Source organism: Arcanobacterium ihumii, from assembly GCF_900604515.1.
Lineage (GTDB): Bacteria > Actinomycetota > Actinomycetes > Actinomycetales > Actinomycetaceae > Arcanobacterium_A > Arcanobacterium_A ihumii.
In genome coordinates this window covers 446041-462489 of the sequence record NZ_UWOS01000002.1, presented here as the reverse complement: position 1 = coordinate 462489, position 16449 = coordinate 446041, and the positions used below count along the sequence as shown (strand labels likewise).

Annotated in this window: 12 protein-coding genes and 2 tRNA genes; 12 read left to right on the top strand and 2 right to left on the bottom strand. The window is 47.4% G+C overall.

Translation table 11 applies throughout. The features are described from left to right. The first annotated feature begins 22 nt into the window (after positions 1 to 22). From EIH22_RS07130 to EIH22_RS07105, 6 genes are all read left to right on the top strand, one after another. Entirely contained in the window at positions 23 to 3487 is a 3465-nt protein-coding gene (locus EIH22_RS07130) for a proline dehydrogenase family protein (RefSeq protein ID WP_124055097.1), read from the top strand. 220 nt (positions 3488 to 3707) lie between these two features. After that, positions 3708 to 4667, top strand: a complete 960-nt coding sequence (locus tag EIH22_RS07125) for a metal ABC transporter substrate-binding protein (protein WP_124055096.1) — start codon at positions 3708 to 3710, stop codon at positions 4665 to 4667. 72 nt (positions 4668 to 4739) lie between these two features. Further along, complete coding sequence (locus EIH22_RS07120; protein ID WP_124055175.1) at positions 4740 to 5585, top strand: metal ABC transporter ATP-binding protein; 846 nt, start codon at positions 4740 to 4742, stop codon at positions 5583 to 5585. Beyond that, a complete protein-coding gene (locus EIH22_RS07115; RefSeq protein ID WP_200829206.1) occupies positions 5586 to 6527 on the top strand; it encodes a metal ABC transporter permease in 942 nt (313 codons plus the stop codon). It abuts the gene before it with no gap. Next, entirely contained in the window at positions 6524 to 7498 is a 975-nt protein-coding gene (locus EIH22_RS07110) for a metal ABC transporter permease (protein WP_124055095.1), read from the top strand. The genes EIH22_RS07115 and EIH22_RS07110 overlap by 4 nt, the downstream gene beginning before the upstream one ends. Before the next feature lie 237 nt (positions 7499 to 7735). After that, positions 7736 to 8467 (top strand): S1 family peptidase, encoded by a 732-nt coding sequence (locus EIH22_RS07105; RefSeq protein WP_124055094.1) that lies wholly within the window; start codon positions 7736 to 7738, stop codon positions 8465 to 8467. 325 nt (positions 8468 to 8792) lie between these two features. Here EIH22_RS07105 and EIH22_RS07100 read toward each other — a convergent pair. Then, positions 8793 to 8863, bottom strand: a tRNA-Gly gene (locus EIH22_RS07100). Between the two features lie 163 nt (positions 8864 to 9026). Between EIH22_RS07100 and EIH22_RS07095 the strand changes: the two genes are divergently transcribed. The 6 genes from EIH22_RS07095 to EIH22_RS07070 all read left to right on the top strand — a co-directional run bounded on the left by EIH22_RS07095 (position 9027) and on the right by EIH22_RS07070 (position 14412). Further along, a tRNA-Pro gene (locus EIH22_RS07095) sits at positions 9027 to 9100 on the top strand. 325 nt (positions 9101 to 9425) lie between these two features. Continuing rightward, a complete protein-coding gene (gene tig, locus EIH22_RS07090; RefSeq protein WP_124055093.1) occupies positions 9426 to 10970 on the top strand; it encodes a trigger factor in 1545 nt (514 codons plus the stop codon). A 298-nt stretch (positions 10971 to 11268) separates the two neighbouring features. Continuing rightward, positions 11269 to 11913 carry an ATP-dependent Clp protease proteolytic subunit gene (locus EIH22_RS07085; RefSeq protein WP_124055092.1) on the top strand — a complete coding sequence of 215 codons (645 nt, stop codon included), beginning with the start codon at positions 11269 to 11271 and terminating at the stop codon, positions 11911 to 11913. A 43-nt stretch (positions 11914 to 11956) separates the two neighbouring features. Beyond that, on the top strand, positions 11957 to 12610 hold the full coding sequence (locus EIH22_RS07080; protein WP_407640834.1) for an ATP-dependent Clp protease proteolytic subunit: 654 nt from the start codon (positions 11957 to 11959) through the stop codon (positions 12608 to 12610). A 172-nt stretch (positions 12611 to 12782) separates the two neighbouring features. Continuing rightward, positions 12783 to 14117: an ATP-dependent Clp protease ATP-binding subunit ClpX gene (clpX, locus tag EIH22_RS07075; RefSeq protein WP_124055091.1), complete on the top strand. Its 1335-nt coding sequence runs from the start codon at positions 12783 to 12785 to the stop codon at positions 14115 to 14117. Between the two features lie 4 nt (positions 14118 to 14121). Beyond that, entirely contained in the window at positions 14122 to 14412 is a 291-nt protein-coding gene (locus tag EIH22_RS07070) for a chorismate mutase (protein WP_124055090.1), read from the top strand. A gap of 137 nt (positions 14413 to 14549) precedes the next feature. Here the strand turns inward: EIH22_RS07070 and EIH22_RS07065 are convergent, their stop codons facing one another. Further along, complete coding sequence (locus EIH22_RS07065) at positions 14550 to 16388, bottom strand: AMP-dependent synthetase/ligase (RefSeq protein ID WP_124055089.1); 1839 nt, start codon at positions 16386 to 16388, stop codon at positions 14550 to 14552. Positions 16389 to 16449 lie beyond the last annotated feature (61 nt).

Sequence of the window (16449 nt, the reverse complement as noted above, 5' to 3'; positions counted from 1 at the left end):
ATCAAAGAAAAGAGTGCTAACAATGAACTTTGAAGAAATTGGTCGTAGAGCCGAAGCCAGGGCGAAGAATTGGCTTGAAGACTCTAAAAACTACCCGGACGATCGGGCAGCTCTTCTTCTTGCCAAAACTTTGCAAGATCCCAACGGTCTTGATTTTACGGTTGAATTCGTTGACGGTGTGATCCGCCCAGAAGACCGCAAAGTCGCGGCCCACACGATTGCTAAACTTGCCTCGCAAGGACCGAGCTTCCTACCGAATTACTTGCGTGCTCCGTTGAAACTTGGTGGAGCAGTGGCGCCGGTGTTGCCCGACGTCGTCGTTCCAGCTGCAACAAAGGTATTCCAGCAGCTTGTGGGTGATCTTGTGCTTGATGCTAAGGGGAAGGGACTCACGAAATCGATTGCGCGCCTCAAAGCAAAGGGCGCACGGCTGAATATGAACCTCCTCGGTGAAGCTGTGCTCGGAAATAAGGAAGCCGAGAAGCGCATGGCCGATACTATCAAGCTTCTTGAGCGTGACGACGTCGACTACGTCTCGATGAAGGTTTCGGCTGTTATTGGCCCACACAATCCGTGGGCATATGAAGAGGCAGTTGAAAATGCCGTAAATGCTTTGCTCCCACTGTATGAGCGAGCCAATTCATATTCTCCAAAGAAGTTCGTCAACCTGGACATGGAGGAGTATCACGACCTCCATATGACTATCGACGTTTTTAAACGTATCCTTGAGCGCCCCGAGTTTCACGAGCTACGTGCTGGAATTGTTCTCCAGGCTTACCTTCCAGACGCTTTGCCTGCGATGGAAGGACTTCAAAAGTGGGCTTCCAAGCGAGTTAGCAGCGGTGGAGCACCAATCAAGGTTCGTGTGGTTAAGGGTGCAAACCTTTCAATGGAACGCGTTGCATCGGCAATTCACGGCTGGGAACTTGTTACTCAACCAAGCAAAGAGAATACGGATGCGAACTACATTCGCGTACTCGAATATGCGCTTCGCCCTGAACACATTAAGAACGTTAACATTGGTGTTGCAGGAATGAACCTCTTCACGGCGGCTTTCGCTTTTGAACTTGCTAAAGAGCGTGGAATTCTCAATGGGAATGACGTTGAATTTGAAATGCTATCGGGTATGGCGGCTCCGCAGGCAGCTGCGATGACCAAGGATGTAGGTCATCTTCTATACTACGTCCCAGTGGTTAACCCGGAGGAATACGACGTTGCTATTGCATACCTGGTGCGTCGCCTTGAGGAAAATGCTCTTCCAGCTAACTTTATGTCCTCCATCTTTGAGATTGCTGAAAACGACGATCTTCTTGCACGCGAGCAGGGCCGTTTCCAAGCTGCTCTCTCGCACGCTTTCACGGATCCAGTGGGGCCGCGCCGTCTCCAAGATCGAAATAACGAGTCCGATGACGATCTCCGTGCCCTGGTGTCCGACGCCGATGGGAACTGGACGTTCGAAAACACCCCAGATTCCGATCCGTCGTTGCCAGCGAATCAGAAGTGGGCGCGTGAGATTGCTAGCCGGATGAAGGATTCTAAGCTTGGAAAAGAAGTTCTAGAAAAAGCACGTGTTTCCGATATCGATTCTCTCAACAAAATTGTTTCTGAAGCTGCAGATGCCGGCGCTAAATGGGCTGAAAAGTCGGGTGCTGAGCGTGCCGAGTTAATCCACAAAGTTGGAATTGAATTGGCAAAGCGCCGTGGGGAACTTATCGAAGTTGCTGGATCAGAGGCCGGAAAAGCGCTTGATCAGGGCGACGTGGAAGTTTCCGAAGCAACGGACTTTGCTCACTACTATGCTGAGCAGGCAAAGCAACTCGATAATTTGCCGGGTGCTAAATATGAATCCTCGCGCGTCATCGTTGTGACTCCACCATGGAACTTCCCGATGGCAATTCCAGCTGGTGGCGTGTTAGCGGCACTCGCTTCAGGAGCTGGTGTTGTATTCAAACCATCACCTGAAGCGGCACGAACTGGTGCTGTTCTTGCGCAAATTATGTGGGATGCAGGTGTGCCTCGAGAGCTACTTAAATTTGTAGATATCTCAGAGGGAGAATTGGGTAAGGAGCTCATTACCCACCCGCTGGTAGATCGAGTAATTTTGACGGGATCTATCGATACCGCAAAGCTCTTTAAATCCTGGCGCCCTGACCTTGGTCTCCTTGCTGAAACCTCTGGCAAGGATTCGATCATTGTTACTCCACACGCCGATTTGGATTTGGCTGTTAAGGATGTCATCACCTCCGCATTTGGGCATGCCGGACAGAAATGTTCGGCCTGTTCGACTGTGATTTTGGTGGGATCAGTTGCTCGCTCCGAGCGTTTCCGGCGCCAGCTCCTTGACGGTGTTAAGTCATTGAACGTCGGCTGGCCATGGGACCTTGAAACCGAAATGGGACCACTTGTTATGCCAGCAGCAGGCAAACTTCTGCGTGGTCTAACGACGCTGGGTGAAGGCGAGACATGGGCGATAAAGCCTAAACAGCTTGATGAATCAGGAAAACTCTGGAGCCCAGGCGTTCGCAGCGGTGTGAAACCGGGATCGGAGTATCATTTGACTGAATACTTTGGACCGATTCTTGGAGTAATGACGGCTGAGACGCTTGAAGAGGCTATTGAACTCCAAAATGCGACTGACTTCGGTTTGACTGCTGGCATTCATTCGTTAGATGCCGATGAAATCAACCTCTGGCTAGAGCACGTCAAGGCTGGAAACGTCTATATCAACCGTGGAATTACGGGTGCTATTGTGCGCAGACAGCCATTCGGTGGATGGAAGCGCTCGGCTGTAGGAGCGGGAACCAAGGCTGGCGGACCATCCTACCTGTTTGGTTTGGGTACTTTTGTGCGAGACGAAGTAGCGCAGGTTGATACCAAGGGATCATTGAGAAGAGCGGTGCTATCTAAGGCGGCTGGACTGGCTGAGGATGTTGATCACGGATCATCCCTAACCTCGCTGCTGCATTCTGCCGACGACGCAATCGCAACTGAATTTGGAATCGGTCACGACCCGTCGGCTCTGGGAGTTGAACGGAACGTATTGCGTTACCGTCCGCTCCCGATAACCGTTCGGTTGTCCGAAGGGGAAGAGGAGTGGCAACTTGTTGCTCTTGTAGCTGCGGGACTTGCAGTTGGCTCGGATGTCACGGTTTCTGCTCCGGCTTCACTATCTGGAAACGTTAAGGCGTTCCTTGGTGAAAACGATGTTGAATTGACGATTGAAAGCGATGATGATTTCCTAAAGTCTTCGACCCAATGGGCACATCGTGCTGGTTTTGATGCCCGAATTCGTCTAATTGGTGGAGATGCTTCCGCATTGGCTTCCGTGCTTTCGCCAGAAGTGGTTGCGGATGTTGCAGTATGGAGCGGACAGGTAACTCTTAATGGACGGGTTGAATTGGTTCCGTTCTTGCAAGAGCAAGCTGTTTCGTTTACAAACCATCGCTTTGGAAATCCTACTCAGTTGAGCAATGAAGTAAATATCTGAGTTCATCTTAGTTGGCTGAGCTTTATTTGAACCTTGAGTTCAGTGCAGCAGGGAGGGCGATGCCTCAATTAATAGGCATCGCCCTCCCTGCTTTATTTGTGTAATGGAACACTAAAACGCCGGTTGGGGTAAAAGTCATTACTAATTTATTGTGAGTGAGGTTAGGCTAGCCTAAGTAGTTTAACTTGACTATGATTCTCATTTTACCGGAAGGATACACATGCATCGTAAGCTAAAGCGTTCTTTTGCCTTGGTGACGGCTTCGTTAATGGCATTTGCAATCGGCGCTTGTTCAACAGCTGATTCGAAGGATTCACCCAAGCCTGGCTCGGGCAAGCATTCTCTACACGTATTCGCAACTACTGGATATTTAGCTGATGCAGTTGAAAACATTGCGCCCGGAGTAGATGTTTATACGATGGTCAAGCCCGGGGGAGATCCTCATACGTACCAACCCAGCACAAAAGATATTGAAGAACTTAATTCAGCCGATGCTGTAATTTGGAATGGTCTTCATCTTGAAGCGTTGATGACGAAGCAGCTCGAAGGGCTAGGATCAAAGCAAATTGCGGTTGGAAGTAAGCTTCCTAAAGATATGCTGTTGCCATGGCCCGAAAAGGATGATGCCGGAAATGACCTCTTCGATCCACATATTTGGAATTCACCAGAAAACTGGAAGATTGTTGTTACCGAAGTGGCGAAGCATCTTGGCAAGATCGATCCTGATAATGCAGACAAATACAAAGACAACGCAGAAAAGTACAATGAGAAGATTGATTCTGCAGATAAGGCTGCCAAGGAAGTTCTAGCGAAGATTCCAGCGGATCAGCGTAATCTGGTTACCGGCCATGATGCCTTCAACTATTTGGGTAAGCGTTATGACTTAAAGGTCTACGCAACTGATTTTGTTACTTCGGAAGCAGAAAAGTCGGCAAGTGAACTTAATGATCTAGCTCAGTTAATTGCAGATAAGAAGGTCAAGACGATTTTCGTAGACAATCTTCAAAATCCACAAGCAGTTAAGTCTTTGCAGGAAAACGTGAAGTCGAAGGGCTGGAATGTTGCAGCATCCGATGATGAACTGTTTGCTGATTCTTTGGGAGACAAAGATCCAGTTAATACCTACTTGGGAGTTCTGAAGCATAATACCGAGGCTATTGCTAAGGGTCTCGGAAAGTAAGGATTTAGTTTTAACAAACTAAATCCTCAAGAATGTTACAGCCTTAAGTAGCTAGCTGTGGAGGAAAATACTATGACAGCGGTGTTGAGCGTTTCGAATTTATGTGTTGCTTACCGTGAAGAACTAGTTCTTGACCATGTTTCTTTTGATTTGCCCGAAGGGGAAATCCTGGGGATCGTTGGTCCGAATGGTGCCGGAAAATCAACATTGATGCGATCGATGCTCGGTCTACTTCCTTCGCTCGTGGGCGGTGCAACTTTCTTTGGTGAACAGTTACGTCACGTTCGTAAGCGGATTGGATATATGCCACAACAATCCGAGGTTGATTGGGATTTTCCGGCAACTGTTTACGACGTCGTCCTTATGGGGACATACGGTTCGCTGGGTTGGTTGCGCCGCCCGAAAGCTGCTCAAAAAGAGGCAGTTTGGAAAGCTCTTGAGCAAGTTGGCTTGGTTGATTTAGCAAATCGTCAGATTGGTCAGCTGTCGGGCGGACAAAAGCAACGCACCTTTTTAGCGCGAACACTGGTATCGAATCCGGACCTTATCCTCATGGATGAGCCATTTTCGGGAGTTGATGCTGCTTCTGAGAAAGCGATTATCGAGGTTCTCTTAAGCCTGCAAGCACTTGGTAAAACAATCGTCGTCGTCCATCATGATCTCGCAACGCTTTCTAACTTTTGTACGTGGGTACTCTTTATTAATAAAGAAGTAATTGCTGTAGGACCTCTTCATGATGTATTCAAGAGGGAAAATGTTGAAAAAACGTACGGTGTTATGCGGCAACTCAATCTGGCGTCGTCGTCGGAGATGAAAGTAGAAACGGAAACACAGACGGAACAGCAGATAAAAACGGATACCGGCTCAGAGCCTTGTTCTGAATTGAAATCCAGTCAAAAGCTGGCGATGGATTGGTGAATGATGGATATCCTTGTCTTTCTATCAACTTATTCCTATCGAATAATCTCTCTGGGAACATTTCTTATCGGGCTGGTATGTGGAATATTGGGGAGTTTCCTTTATACTCGGCGTCAATCATTACTCTCAGACGTGATTGGGCATGCTTCTACGCTTGGTGTAATGGCAGCTTTTCTTATCAGTTCGATCGTTTTTGGAGTCGATGGGAGATCGCTGATTGTACTGGTGGTTGGGTCGGTGATCGCTGCTTTGCTTGCGGTGTTGCTCTCCGATTGGATCGCTCGCTCAACGCCGCTAGGTGATGACGCAACAATGGCCGTCATGCTTGCCTTGTTCTACGGGGGTGGACTGGTCCTTTTACGGGTCATTATTCATGGGAAGTACCCGGGTAAAGGCGGAATTTCTTCGGCGCTACTTGGCTCGGCAACTTCCCTTACTATCGCCGATGTAATCACGATTGCCATTTTGAGCTTGCTTTGCTTGCTGATTGTAACGATGTTTCGAAAAGAATTTACTTCCTTTTGTTTTGATAGGCAGTTTAGCCACGTGCTTGGATTTTCGTCGTCGGTATTAACACCACTTTTACTTAGCTCCATGGTGGTTGCAGTTGTGCTTGGTGTTAAAGCGGTTGGGTTGATCTTAATGGTTGCGTTCACAATTGTTCCTCCAGCTACAGCGCGTCAGTGGACGAACCGCTTCGGTTCGATGGTGGTTTTATCGGGGCTGATTGGTGGTCTGAGTTCGGTATTAGGAACGTGGCTGTCCGTATCACTAGGAAACGTTCCTACTGGACCCGTGATCGTTTTGATATTGACTGGATTCTTGCTCCTATCGCTTCTCGTTTCGCCGCAACGATCCGTAGTCGTCCAAAGAATAAAACGCTCGCGAAAGCGGCGAGAGCTGAGGAAAGCTATTCTCTCCCACGTTAGGAATGCGCGATGAGTGTAGCTGCTTCCGTTTTGCTCTTAGCTGTGATTACATCAATTACCTGTGCAATTCCAGGAGTTTTTCTAGTGGTACGCCACCAATCAATGTTTGCTGACGCGATGAGCCACGGCATGCTACCTGGAATTGTTTTAGCCGCATGGGCGGTTGGCTCAATTGATTCACCGTTGCTCATTATTGGAGCTGCACTTATGGGGATGGTGATTGTTTTTACCTCGGAAGGGCTTCGTCACACTGGCCTTGTCAATGCTGACGCAACGATTGGAGTGTTTTTCCCTGCACTGTTCTCCTTGGGTGTGGTGATGCTATCTACGATTTTTTCAAAGATTGACCTTCATGAAGATGCTGTATTGGAGGGAGATTTAAATATTGCTTCGATCAACCATCTAGTGGTTAATGGAATTGACTATGGTCCAACTTATTTTTGGATCATGCTAGCGGTGCTGATCTTTGACATTCTTGGTATTTCATTGCTGTGGAGGCCATTGATCGCTGCAACATTTGACCCGCAACTGGCGAAAATCCAAGGCTACCCAGTCCGTGCAATCAATTACACACTTATGTTTATTGTATCTATAACGATTACGGCTGCTTTTAAAATGGCGGGCGCCGTATTAGTGGTTGCGCTATTGATTGTACCGGCTGCGACAGCTCGGCTAATTACCAAACGTATGGCTCCAATGCTTGCTGTAACCATCGTAGTCTCATTAATCGTTGCTTTCTTCGGGTTTGTGATTTCCTATCAATTCGATCTTGCTACTTCAGCGATGATGGCTACGGTCGACGGGCTAGTGTTCCTAGGTGTGTTTGGAGGCACGCAACTTCTATGGAGGCGACGCCGAAAACGTAGCAAAATAACAGACCGTACGCGGGCTTTTGAACAGGTCGACGAACAAATTGTAGCCAGTAGGAGGTGGGTTCGCCGCCAAGAACTAGTTCTCTCCCATGAGCCGATTTTGCAGGGGTGAGCGCCTGTGGTGCTCATTGGGCATAGGCAAAGCTAACACAGACTTCGTGCGAGTGAAAAGGGAAGGGAATCTCGCACGAATGAGCTGCATCACATGAAGAGGATTGGACATGTGGTGCAGCTCGCTTTTTGTTTCCTTCCTGGAAAAACACCTGTTAGCAGCTCTATTCTAAAAGAGAATCGTTCTCAATAAGGAAGTGGTGAATCTGTGACAGCTCTAAAAAGGTCTAACAATTCGGTGGGTTTTCCCTCAGTTGTGCTTGGTTTTCTTGTTGCCCTTTGTTTTGCGATGTTGGGGTTGGTAACGACGTCGCAGGCAGTAACTTTGGGGGAGGAAGCTCGTGCTGAAGAAATCGTACAGGTGCAAATCTGGAATAAGCCTGACGGTAGTGCTTATAAGTGCACTGGAACTGCGATTTCTGAAGAATGGATCCTTACAGCAGGGCACTGCGTGGAGGGTGAAACTTACGAAGATACAAACGCATCTCCGTCGGCTGTTAAAGTGCATTTTTCGAACAGTAAAGAACGGCCGGGGCCGGCTTATGACGTTGACAGATTTGAAATTGCAAAGAATACAGATATGGTCCTTTTACATCTCGCCATCCCTCATGTCCTAACGAAGTATGGGACTTTGGTGGATGTGCATGAGTTTGTTGAGGGTGAAGAAGTAACTCTTTATGGGTATGGACGTGGCTTTCAAGATACTGAAGTGAAAACACTTCGTAGCGCTAAGTTAAAGGTTATTGGTGCGTTCTCTCAATTTAATGCTGGTGAGGTGCTCCAGCTAAAGGGAGTCACTGGAGGATCGAATCATGGAGATTCTGGTGGTCCGGTAGTTAATAGCGATGGGGAAATTATTGGTGTTAATGTGATTGGTTCGCACTCCGTCTGGTCTGATCCTTATGCGCCATCTAAGGCGGTTGACGTTGCGGTTTACCGTGAATGGATTAGGGGAGTAACTGGAGTCTGAATCCTAGGGTCTCACGATATTAGATTTGGTGTGACGAGGATGGTAAAGCGGTTCTAACACAGACTTCGTGCGCGTGAAAAGGGAAGCGAATCTTGCGCGAAAGAGCTGCATTACATGAAGAGGATTGGATATGTGGTGCGGCTCGCTTTTTGTGAACTATCTAGAAATATCCGGCTAGTAGCTTCGCTTGTGTGGAGAAACAGTGTGAAAGGTGGAACTTTAAGGATCGTGGTGGGGCGATGGTAGGAATTAGTGAAAATACCCCGCCCAAATTCAAGGTGCCAGCCAAAAGGTTTCGTAAATATTACGCCGAAAATATAAAGAGAGCGAGTGACGGGAATCGAACCCGCGTCATCTGCTTGGAAGGCAGAGGCTTTACCATTAAGCTACACTCGCGTTGCCAGCTAAGCCGACTGTAAGAGTTTAGCAAGAAATACGAATTAAAGAAAATTTGACTTCGTGACGCGTGGCTCACATTTTTGCAGGCGAGTGACGTGTAGGTCACACATTGAAATGTGATTGGTCAAAATCAAATTCATTGTCTAGTATTTATTGAGCACGGGGTATGGCGCAGTTTGGTAGCGCGTCCGCTTTGGGAGCGGAAGGCCGTGGGTTCAAATCCCGCTACCCCGACGGTGCGAAAGCCCGAGAAATCAAAGAAAAAGATTTCTCGGGCTTTTCATTACCCTGCGCTCATAAACTTGTGTTTACTCTCATGGATGATAATTAGGCGTAAACTGGCGGTTTTGTTTTATCATTAGACAGTATGCGTGTAAGGCTCGTTACGGTTCGTCTTCGGCTCGTTGTGTAACAAAGAGTGAAGATTAGCGGTTTTGGGTTGAGCTGCGCCTTGGAAAAACGTCACCACCCTCGGCTCGCTTCTATCACGAAGTCGCAGGACGGTGAGCTAAAACGGGTGGGAAACCACCCCCAATAACTTATGAGTGGAGAAATCTCAGTGAAGAATTCCGTCGAGTATCTCAGCGAGACCCGCGTTCAGTTGGACGTTGCTGTTTCAGCTGAAGAGTTTCAGCCAGCCTATGAGAAGGCTGCAAAGTCCCTCGCAAAGCAGGTAAACATTCCTGGATTCCGCCCAGGCAAAGCACCTCGCCGTGTTCTTGAAGCCAATATTGGCAAGGGATACATTATTGAGCAAGCAATCAACGACAACCTTGATACTTACTATCAGCAAGCAGTTGTTGAAGCTGATGTTCGCCCGATGTCGCGTCCAGAGGTTTCAATCAACGAAGTTCCTGAAATGAACGGCAAGGGCGACACCACCGAGCTCAAGTTCACCGTTGAAGTTGAGGTTCGCCCAGAGATTTCACTTCCCAATCCAGCGGACATCACCATCGAAGTTCCTTCCACCGAAGTTACCGATGAAGACGTCGAATCAGCTCTTGTTGACCTTCAGGAACGTTTCGCAACGCTCACCGAAGTAAAGCGCAAGGCTGCTAAGGGTGACTATGTGAATCTTGATCTCGTTGCAAAGATTGGCGACGAAGAAGTTGATGACGTTGCAGGAGTTTCTTACCGTATCGGTGATGGAAACATGCTAGAAGGTCAAGACGAAGCTCTTACGGGCGCGAAGGCGGGCGACGTCGTCGAATTCACTGCTAAGCTTGCCGGTGGTGACCACGAAGGTGAAGAAGCAAACGTTACTGTAACCGTTCACTCGGTAAAGGAATCCGTTCTTCCTGAAGCTGACGATGAGTTCGCACAGCTTGCTTCTGAATTTGACACAATTGAGGAACTCAAGAACGATCTGCGCGAATCTGCTGCTAAGTCCAAGGCAGACGAGCAACTCATGGGTGCAGAGCAGAAGTTCATCGAGGAAATTGAAAAGCTTGCTGATTTCCCACTTCCACAGGCTGTTATCGACGAAGAAGTTGCAAACCACCTTCAGAATGAAGGCAAGGATGCAGAAGATGAGCACGGTAAGGAAATCCGTGCAGAAATTGAGAAGCAGCTCAAGCTTCAGCTTCTTTTGGACGAGTATGCTGAAGGTTTCGGTGTTAACGTTGGGCAAGATGAGCTTTTGAACTTCCTGCTTCAGCAAGCTCAGATGTATGGCATGGATCCGAACCAGTTTATCCAGGCGGCTGCTCAGGCTAATCAGCTCAACGCATTCGCTGGCGAACTTGCCCGCAATAAGGGTGTTATCGCTGCAATGCGGCTTGCAAATGTTGTTGATGATAAGGGTAAGGCAGTTGACGTAGCTGCAGTTTTGGGTGAAGCTCCTGAAGACGAGAAGACCCCAGAGTTCAACAAGAAGGCTACCCGCAAGGTAACCAAGAAGGCTACTCCTAAGAAGGCCACAAAGGAAGCTGCAGTGGAGGAAGCTGAAACAAAGGAAGCTCCTGTTGAGGGTTCTGCTGTTGAAGCACCTGCAAAGTCGGCACTTAAGGCTGAGTGGATTGCTTACCGCGTTGCAACGGGCGAGCTAACTGAAGCTGAAGCAAAGAAGATGACCAAGGACGAATTGGTTAACTTTGGTGCATGATTTTCGACAGTGATGACGAATATTGTTAGTTTGAGCTGATAGCGTCATTGGACATAGACGGAGGGGAGAGAGGAAATCTCTTCCCTCCACTCTTTAACCCAGAAGAAGACTAGTGGCGAGAAAGCTCCTCTACGTATCCTGCGCCATCAGCGAAAGAGCACAATGAAACTAAGAGTTTTCATGAAAAACAGCTAATCTTTACTAAGGAACACATCCTTTTGGCTGGTTTTGTTGCAATGGCGATGCCATTGCAATCGATGTATACCAATATGGAAAGACGAATTTTTAAGGAGTTCACGTGACCGACGTGCCACAACTTGCTGGGGACGGCCACCAAGGTTTGGGCCTTGGAGACTCAATTTATAATCGACTACTCAAGGAACGAATTATCTGGCTCGGAGACCAAGTGCGTGACGAGAATGCCAATATGATTTGTGCGCAGTTGCTCCTTCTTGCAGCTGAAGATCCAGATAAAGATATCTATCTTTACATTAACTCACCTGGTGGCTCAGTGACTGCAGGTATGGCGATCTTTGACACTATGGAATACATCAAGCCTGATGTTGCCACTGTTGGAATGGGTCTTGCAGCTTCGATGGGGCAGTTCTTGCTTTCAGCAGGAGCTAAAGGGAAGCGTTATATTACTCCACACACTCGTGTGCTTATGCACCAGCCACTTGGTGGTGCTGGAGGTACAGCGACTGAGATCCGTATTAATGCAGATCTGATTTTGCAGATGAAGCAAGAACTCTCCGAACTCAACGCTAAGCATACCGGAAAGACGGTTGAACAGATTCTTGAAGATTCTGATCGTGATCACTGGTTCACTGCAACTGAAGCAGTTGAATATGGATTTGCTGACCATATCATCACGAATTCTTCGTCCGTTATTGGTGGCGGGGGAGTAGATCGCACGGTACCAAGTCAAGAAGAGTCGAACTGAAGGAGGCCAGCGAGAAATGAATAGCTTTGTTCCACAAGCCTCCATGCAGGCATATAACTCGATGATGCCGGGAGGCGTTGCTCCGGCGATGCCAACAAATCGTTATATTTTGCCGAATTTTGAAGAACGTACCCCCTATGGCTACAAGCGCCAAGATCCGTACGCGAAACTATTTGAGGATCGCATCGTCTTCTTAGGCGTACAAGTTGATGATGCTTCAGCGGATGACATTATGGCTCAGCTGTTGGTCCTGGAATCAATCGATCCAGAGTCTCCAATCACGATGTACATCAACTCCCCAGGTGGTTCGTTTACTGCATTGACTGCTATCTACGACACCATGCAGTACATTAAGCCACAGATCCAAACGGTTTGTTTGGGTCAGGCTGCATCGGCTGCTGCAATTTTGTTGGCAGCTGGTTCACCTGGACGTCGTTTGGCGCTTCCCAATGCTCGTATTTTGATTCACCAGCCAGCCATGGAAGGTGTCCAGGGACAGGCATCGGATATTGCGATTGTTGCCGATGAAATCGACCGTATGAATAAGTGGTTGATTGATACTTTGTCTAAGCATTCGGGAACTCCTGCTGAGCAGATCGAAAAGGATATTGCTCGTGATAAGATCCTTACCGCTGAACAGGCAAAGGCCTACGGTTTGGTTGACCAGGTGCTTACTTCACGTAAAGCTACGATCTGATTTATCTAGATAGTTTTCAACAGCGGGGCATTCGTCAGGGAATCTGGTAAATGCCCCGCTGTGTTCTTTCTCGCCAACGGGATGACTGCGGAGCTGAGCGTGGCGCAGTGGAAGATTTGCTCCTAATGGTGTGAAATAGGGGAAGGAAGTCTGTTCTGAAAGGTGATGAGAAATGATGCCAACTGCTGACGCGGCAGATATTTTGAAGTGCTCTTTTTGCCAAAAGAGCCAGCGTCAGGTGCGTAAACTCATTACAGGATCAGGTGTATACATTTGTAATGAATGTATTGAACTGTGTAACGAGATCATCGAAGAAGAATTCGGAAGTGAAGCATCGGATTCTCAGAATTCGGCAGAGCTTCCAAAGCCACAGGAAATCTATGACTTCCTCAACGAGTATGTGGTTGGGCAGACGAACGCAAAGCGTACTCTGGCAGTAGCGGTTTACAACCATTACAAGCGAATTCGTGCCCAAGAATCGATGGCGACGGCTAAGCCTGCGAAGGCAAGTTCAAAGAGTGAATCGAAGTCCGGCAAATCTGTTCCAGAACACGTGGAAATTGGCAAATCTAATATCCTTTTGATGGGTCCAACCGGAACCGGAAAGACCTACCTTGCTCAGTCGCTTGCCCGTATGCTCAACGTGCCTTTTGCGATCGCCGATGCTACAGCTCTTACTGAAGCAGGATACGTAGGAGAAGATGTAGAAAATATTCTTCTCAAGCTGATTCAGGCTGCCGACGACGATATTCCACGTGCTCAAAAGGGAATTATTTATATCGATGAAATTGATAAAATCTCGCGTAAATCTGAGAACCCTTCAATCACTAGGGATGTTTCTGGTGAAGGTGTCCAGCAGGCACTTTTAAAGATTATCGAAGGTACGGTTGCTTCGGTTCCCCCCTCGGGTGGACGTAAGCACCCGCAGCAAGAGTTCCTCCAAATTGATACCTCTAACGTGCTCTTTATTCTTGCCGGAGCATTTGCGGGGATGGAAGATATTGTCTCGACTCGCGCCGGAAGACGTGGCATTGGCTTTGGTGCCAAACTTCATGAGTCCGACGCCGGAGCAGACGTTTTCAAAGAGGTCACACCTGATGATCTCCACAAATTTGGTCTAATTCCGGAATTGGTTGGGCGTTTGCCAATTATCGCTTCTGTTGAGGGCTTGACCGAAGATGATTTGGTCAATATTCTCACTAAACCTAAGAATGCGTTGCTCAAGCAATACCAAAAAATGTTTGAACTAGATGGCGTTAAGCTTGAAATGACGGATGATGCCCTACGAAGCATTGCCCAAGAGGCAATTGCTCGGGGAACTGGAGCTCGTGGGTTACGTTCAATCCTTGAAAATATCTTGCGTGAATTGATGTTCGAAATTCCTTCGCGTAGCGATATCGATAAGGTAGTTATCACGGGTGAGGTAGTTGAGGGCAAAGCTGAGCCGACTTTAGTTCTGTCAGGGAAGATCGCTCAAGCTGTTGGGCAAAACTCGAACGGTAAGTGATGTCGTGGCTGAAATCCCAAGAGAACTTGAGCTATATAGAGCAACTATTGACAACCTTGATGCCGCGTTGATCCACATCTTGGCTGAACGTTTTCGCTGTACAAAACAGGTAGGTCTACTTAAAGCACAAAAAGCCCTTCCTGCGTCCGATCCACAGAGAGAAGCTCGTCAGGTGGAGCGACTCAAACGCCTTGCCAACGAAACTGGTCTAGACCCAGTTTTTGCTGAGAAGTTCCTAAGGTTTATCGTTGCAGAAGTCATCCATCATCACGAAGATATTGCTGACAACTACTAAAATTACATTCTTTGATTACTACCAAGGTTATTATTCTGACTCTGAGATTTACTAAATAGTTCTGTGGAGTGGAAAGATTTAATCTTTCCACTCCACAGAACTATTTAGATTTAGTAACGAATTGTCTCTACTTGATCTTATTTCTTTTCAGGTCCGTAAATATCTTCAATTGCGTAAGCAAAATCCTGAAGAACTTGGTTTCTACGTACCTTCAGAGACGGAGTGAGATAGCCGTTTTCGATCGTAAAGTCACTTGGTAGAATAACAAACTTACGAATTGATTCGGCTCGTGAAACGTGCGTATTCGTTCGCTTAATAGCACGGTCGATTGCTGCCAGTACCTGTGGATCCGAAATAGCTTGTGAAAGCGGCATTGGATCAAAACCGTGGTTGGTTAACCACTGGGGGAGGGCATCGCTATCAAGCGTGATGAGAGCTCCGATAAATGGTTTCTGATCTCCAACTACTACCACTTGTGAAATTAATGGATGACCACGAAGTCGATCTTCAAGTTCGGCGGGGGCAACATTTTTTCCGCCGGCTGTAACAATTAGTTCTTTCTTGCGACCGGTGATCCATACATATTCTTCGTCATCGATTCGACCGATATCTCCGGTTTTGAACCATCCATCTTCTGTGAAAGCTTCTTCGGTTGCTTTTGGATTGTTGAAATAACGCTTAAAAATATGATCGCCTTTAACAAGAATTTCGCCGTCGTCATCTACTTTTACATAGCAACCAGGGTAGGCGGCTCCTACCGACCCGATCTTGATTTTGTCTGGGCGATTGACTGTGGTCGGGGCGCTTGTTTCAGTTAGGCCATATCCCTCAAAAACGGTGAGACCTGATCCTCGGAAGAAGTGTCCGAGGCGCTCACCTAGGGGAGCGCCTCCAGAAATAGCATACTTTAGCCGACCGCCCATTAACTCACGTATCGTCGAATAAACGAGTTTATCGCCCAGCTGCCGTTGTAGTGTAAGCGCTTTTGAAGGACCTTCAGGAGTATCTAACGCGCGAGAATAGTTAATTGCTACTCGAGCAAATTTACGGAAAGTGCGTAACTTTAACCCACTTCCGGCTTTTGCATCGGCAGCATTGTAGATTTTTTCAAATACACGTGGAACAGCCAAAACAAAAGTTGGTTTAAAAGTTTGCATATCGGAAACAAGATTACGAGTATCTGGAATGTATCCGATGACGCTACTTCCAAAGAATGCTACAAGGTTAATAAATCTAGCGAAAACGTGGGCCATCGGTAAGAAAAGAACCGTACGTGAGCCTTTAATCGAAATGATCTTAATAAGCCCACTGTGAGTACAACCATTCATAACAACATGGAGTACATTACGATGGGTGAGTTCGACTCCCTTTGGACGACCGGTTGTCCCAGAAGTATAAATAATCGTCCAAAGGTCATCAGCCCGAATTGCGTCAATGCGAGTATCGATTATCGAGTCATCGACTCCAGATCCGAGTTTTGTGAGCTTTCCTTGAGCGTCGTCTGCAATAACCCAAATCGTTTTGAAACCTTTAACTTTGTCTACGAGGGGATCTAATACCGCTTTCAGACTTGAGTTCTCAACAAATGCAGCTTTAATTCCTGCATCGCTAATGATCCATTTTGCTTGTTCTGTTGATGATGTTTCATAAATAGGAATAGCGTGTGCGCCGGCAAACTGAATTGCAAAATCGAATAGCGACCATTCGTATGACGTGTGGGCCATGATGGCTATTTTATCCCCTGGTTTAATTCCAGAAGCAATCAAGCCACATGCAACCTCTCGGATTTCATTTATAAATTGACCAAAGGTTACCGATACCCACTGATTGGAAAATGTTGATTTTCGTTCAATAATTACGCGCTTTGGTGTTTCTTCACCGAGGCGCCGTAAAAGTGCCGGTACAGACATCGGCTCCGTGACTTGGATCTTTCCGGGCGTAAACGATATGCCGTCTTCTTCCAAAAATTCACTCATGAACAGTCCTCTCCGTTATACGAGCGCCTCGATGAAGGCCTATTTATTCACAATTAAATAA

What these genes read in the sequence shown, in the direction of transcription:
- EIH22_RS07130 (WP_124055097.1), top strand. Translation starts at nt 23, where the DNA reads ATGAACTTTGAAGAAATTGGTCGTAGAGCCGAAGCCAGGGCGAAGAAT.
- EIH22_RS07125 (WP_124055096.1), top strand. Translation starts at nt 3,708, where the DNA reads ATGCATCGTAAGCTAAAGCGTTCTTTTGCCTTGGTGACGGCTTCGTTA.
- EIH22_RS07120 (WP_124055175.1), top strand. Translation starts at nt 4,740, where the DNA reads ATGACAGCGGTGTTGAGCGTTTCGAATTTATGTGTTGCTTACCGTGAA.
- EIH22_RS07115 (WP_200829206.1), top strand. Translation starts at nt 5,586, where the DNA reads ATGATGGATATCCTTGTCTTTCTATCAACTTATTCCTATCGAATAATC.
- EIH22_RS07110 (WP_124055095.1), top strand. Translation starts at nt 6,524, where the DNA reads ATGAGTGTAGCTGCTTCCGTTTTGCTCTTAGCTGTGATTACATCAATT.
- EIH22_RS07080 (WP_407640834.1), top strand. Translation starts at nt 11,957, where the DNA reads ATGCAGGCATATAACTCGATGATGCCGGGAGGCGTTGCTCCGGCGATG.
- clpX (WP_124055091.1), top strand. Translation starts at nt 12,783, where the DNA reads ATGATGCCAACTGCTGACGCGGCAGATATTTTGAAGTGCTCTTTTTGC.
- EIH22_RS07065 (WP_124055089.1), bottom strand. Translation starts at nt 16,388, where the DNA reads ATGAGTGAATTTTTGGAAGAAGACGGCATATCGTTTACGCCCGGAAAG.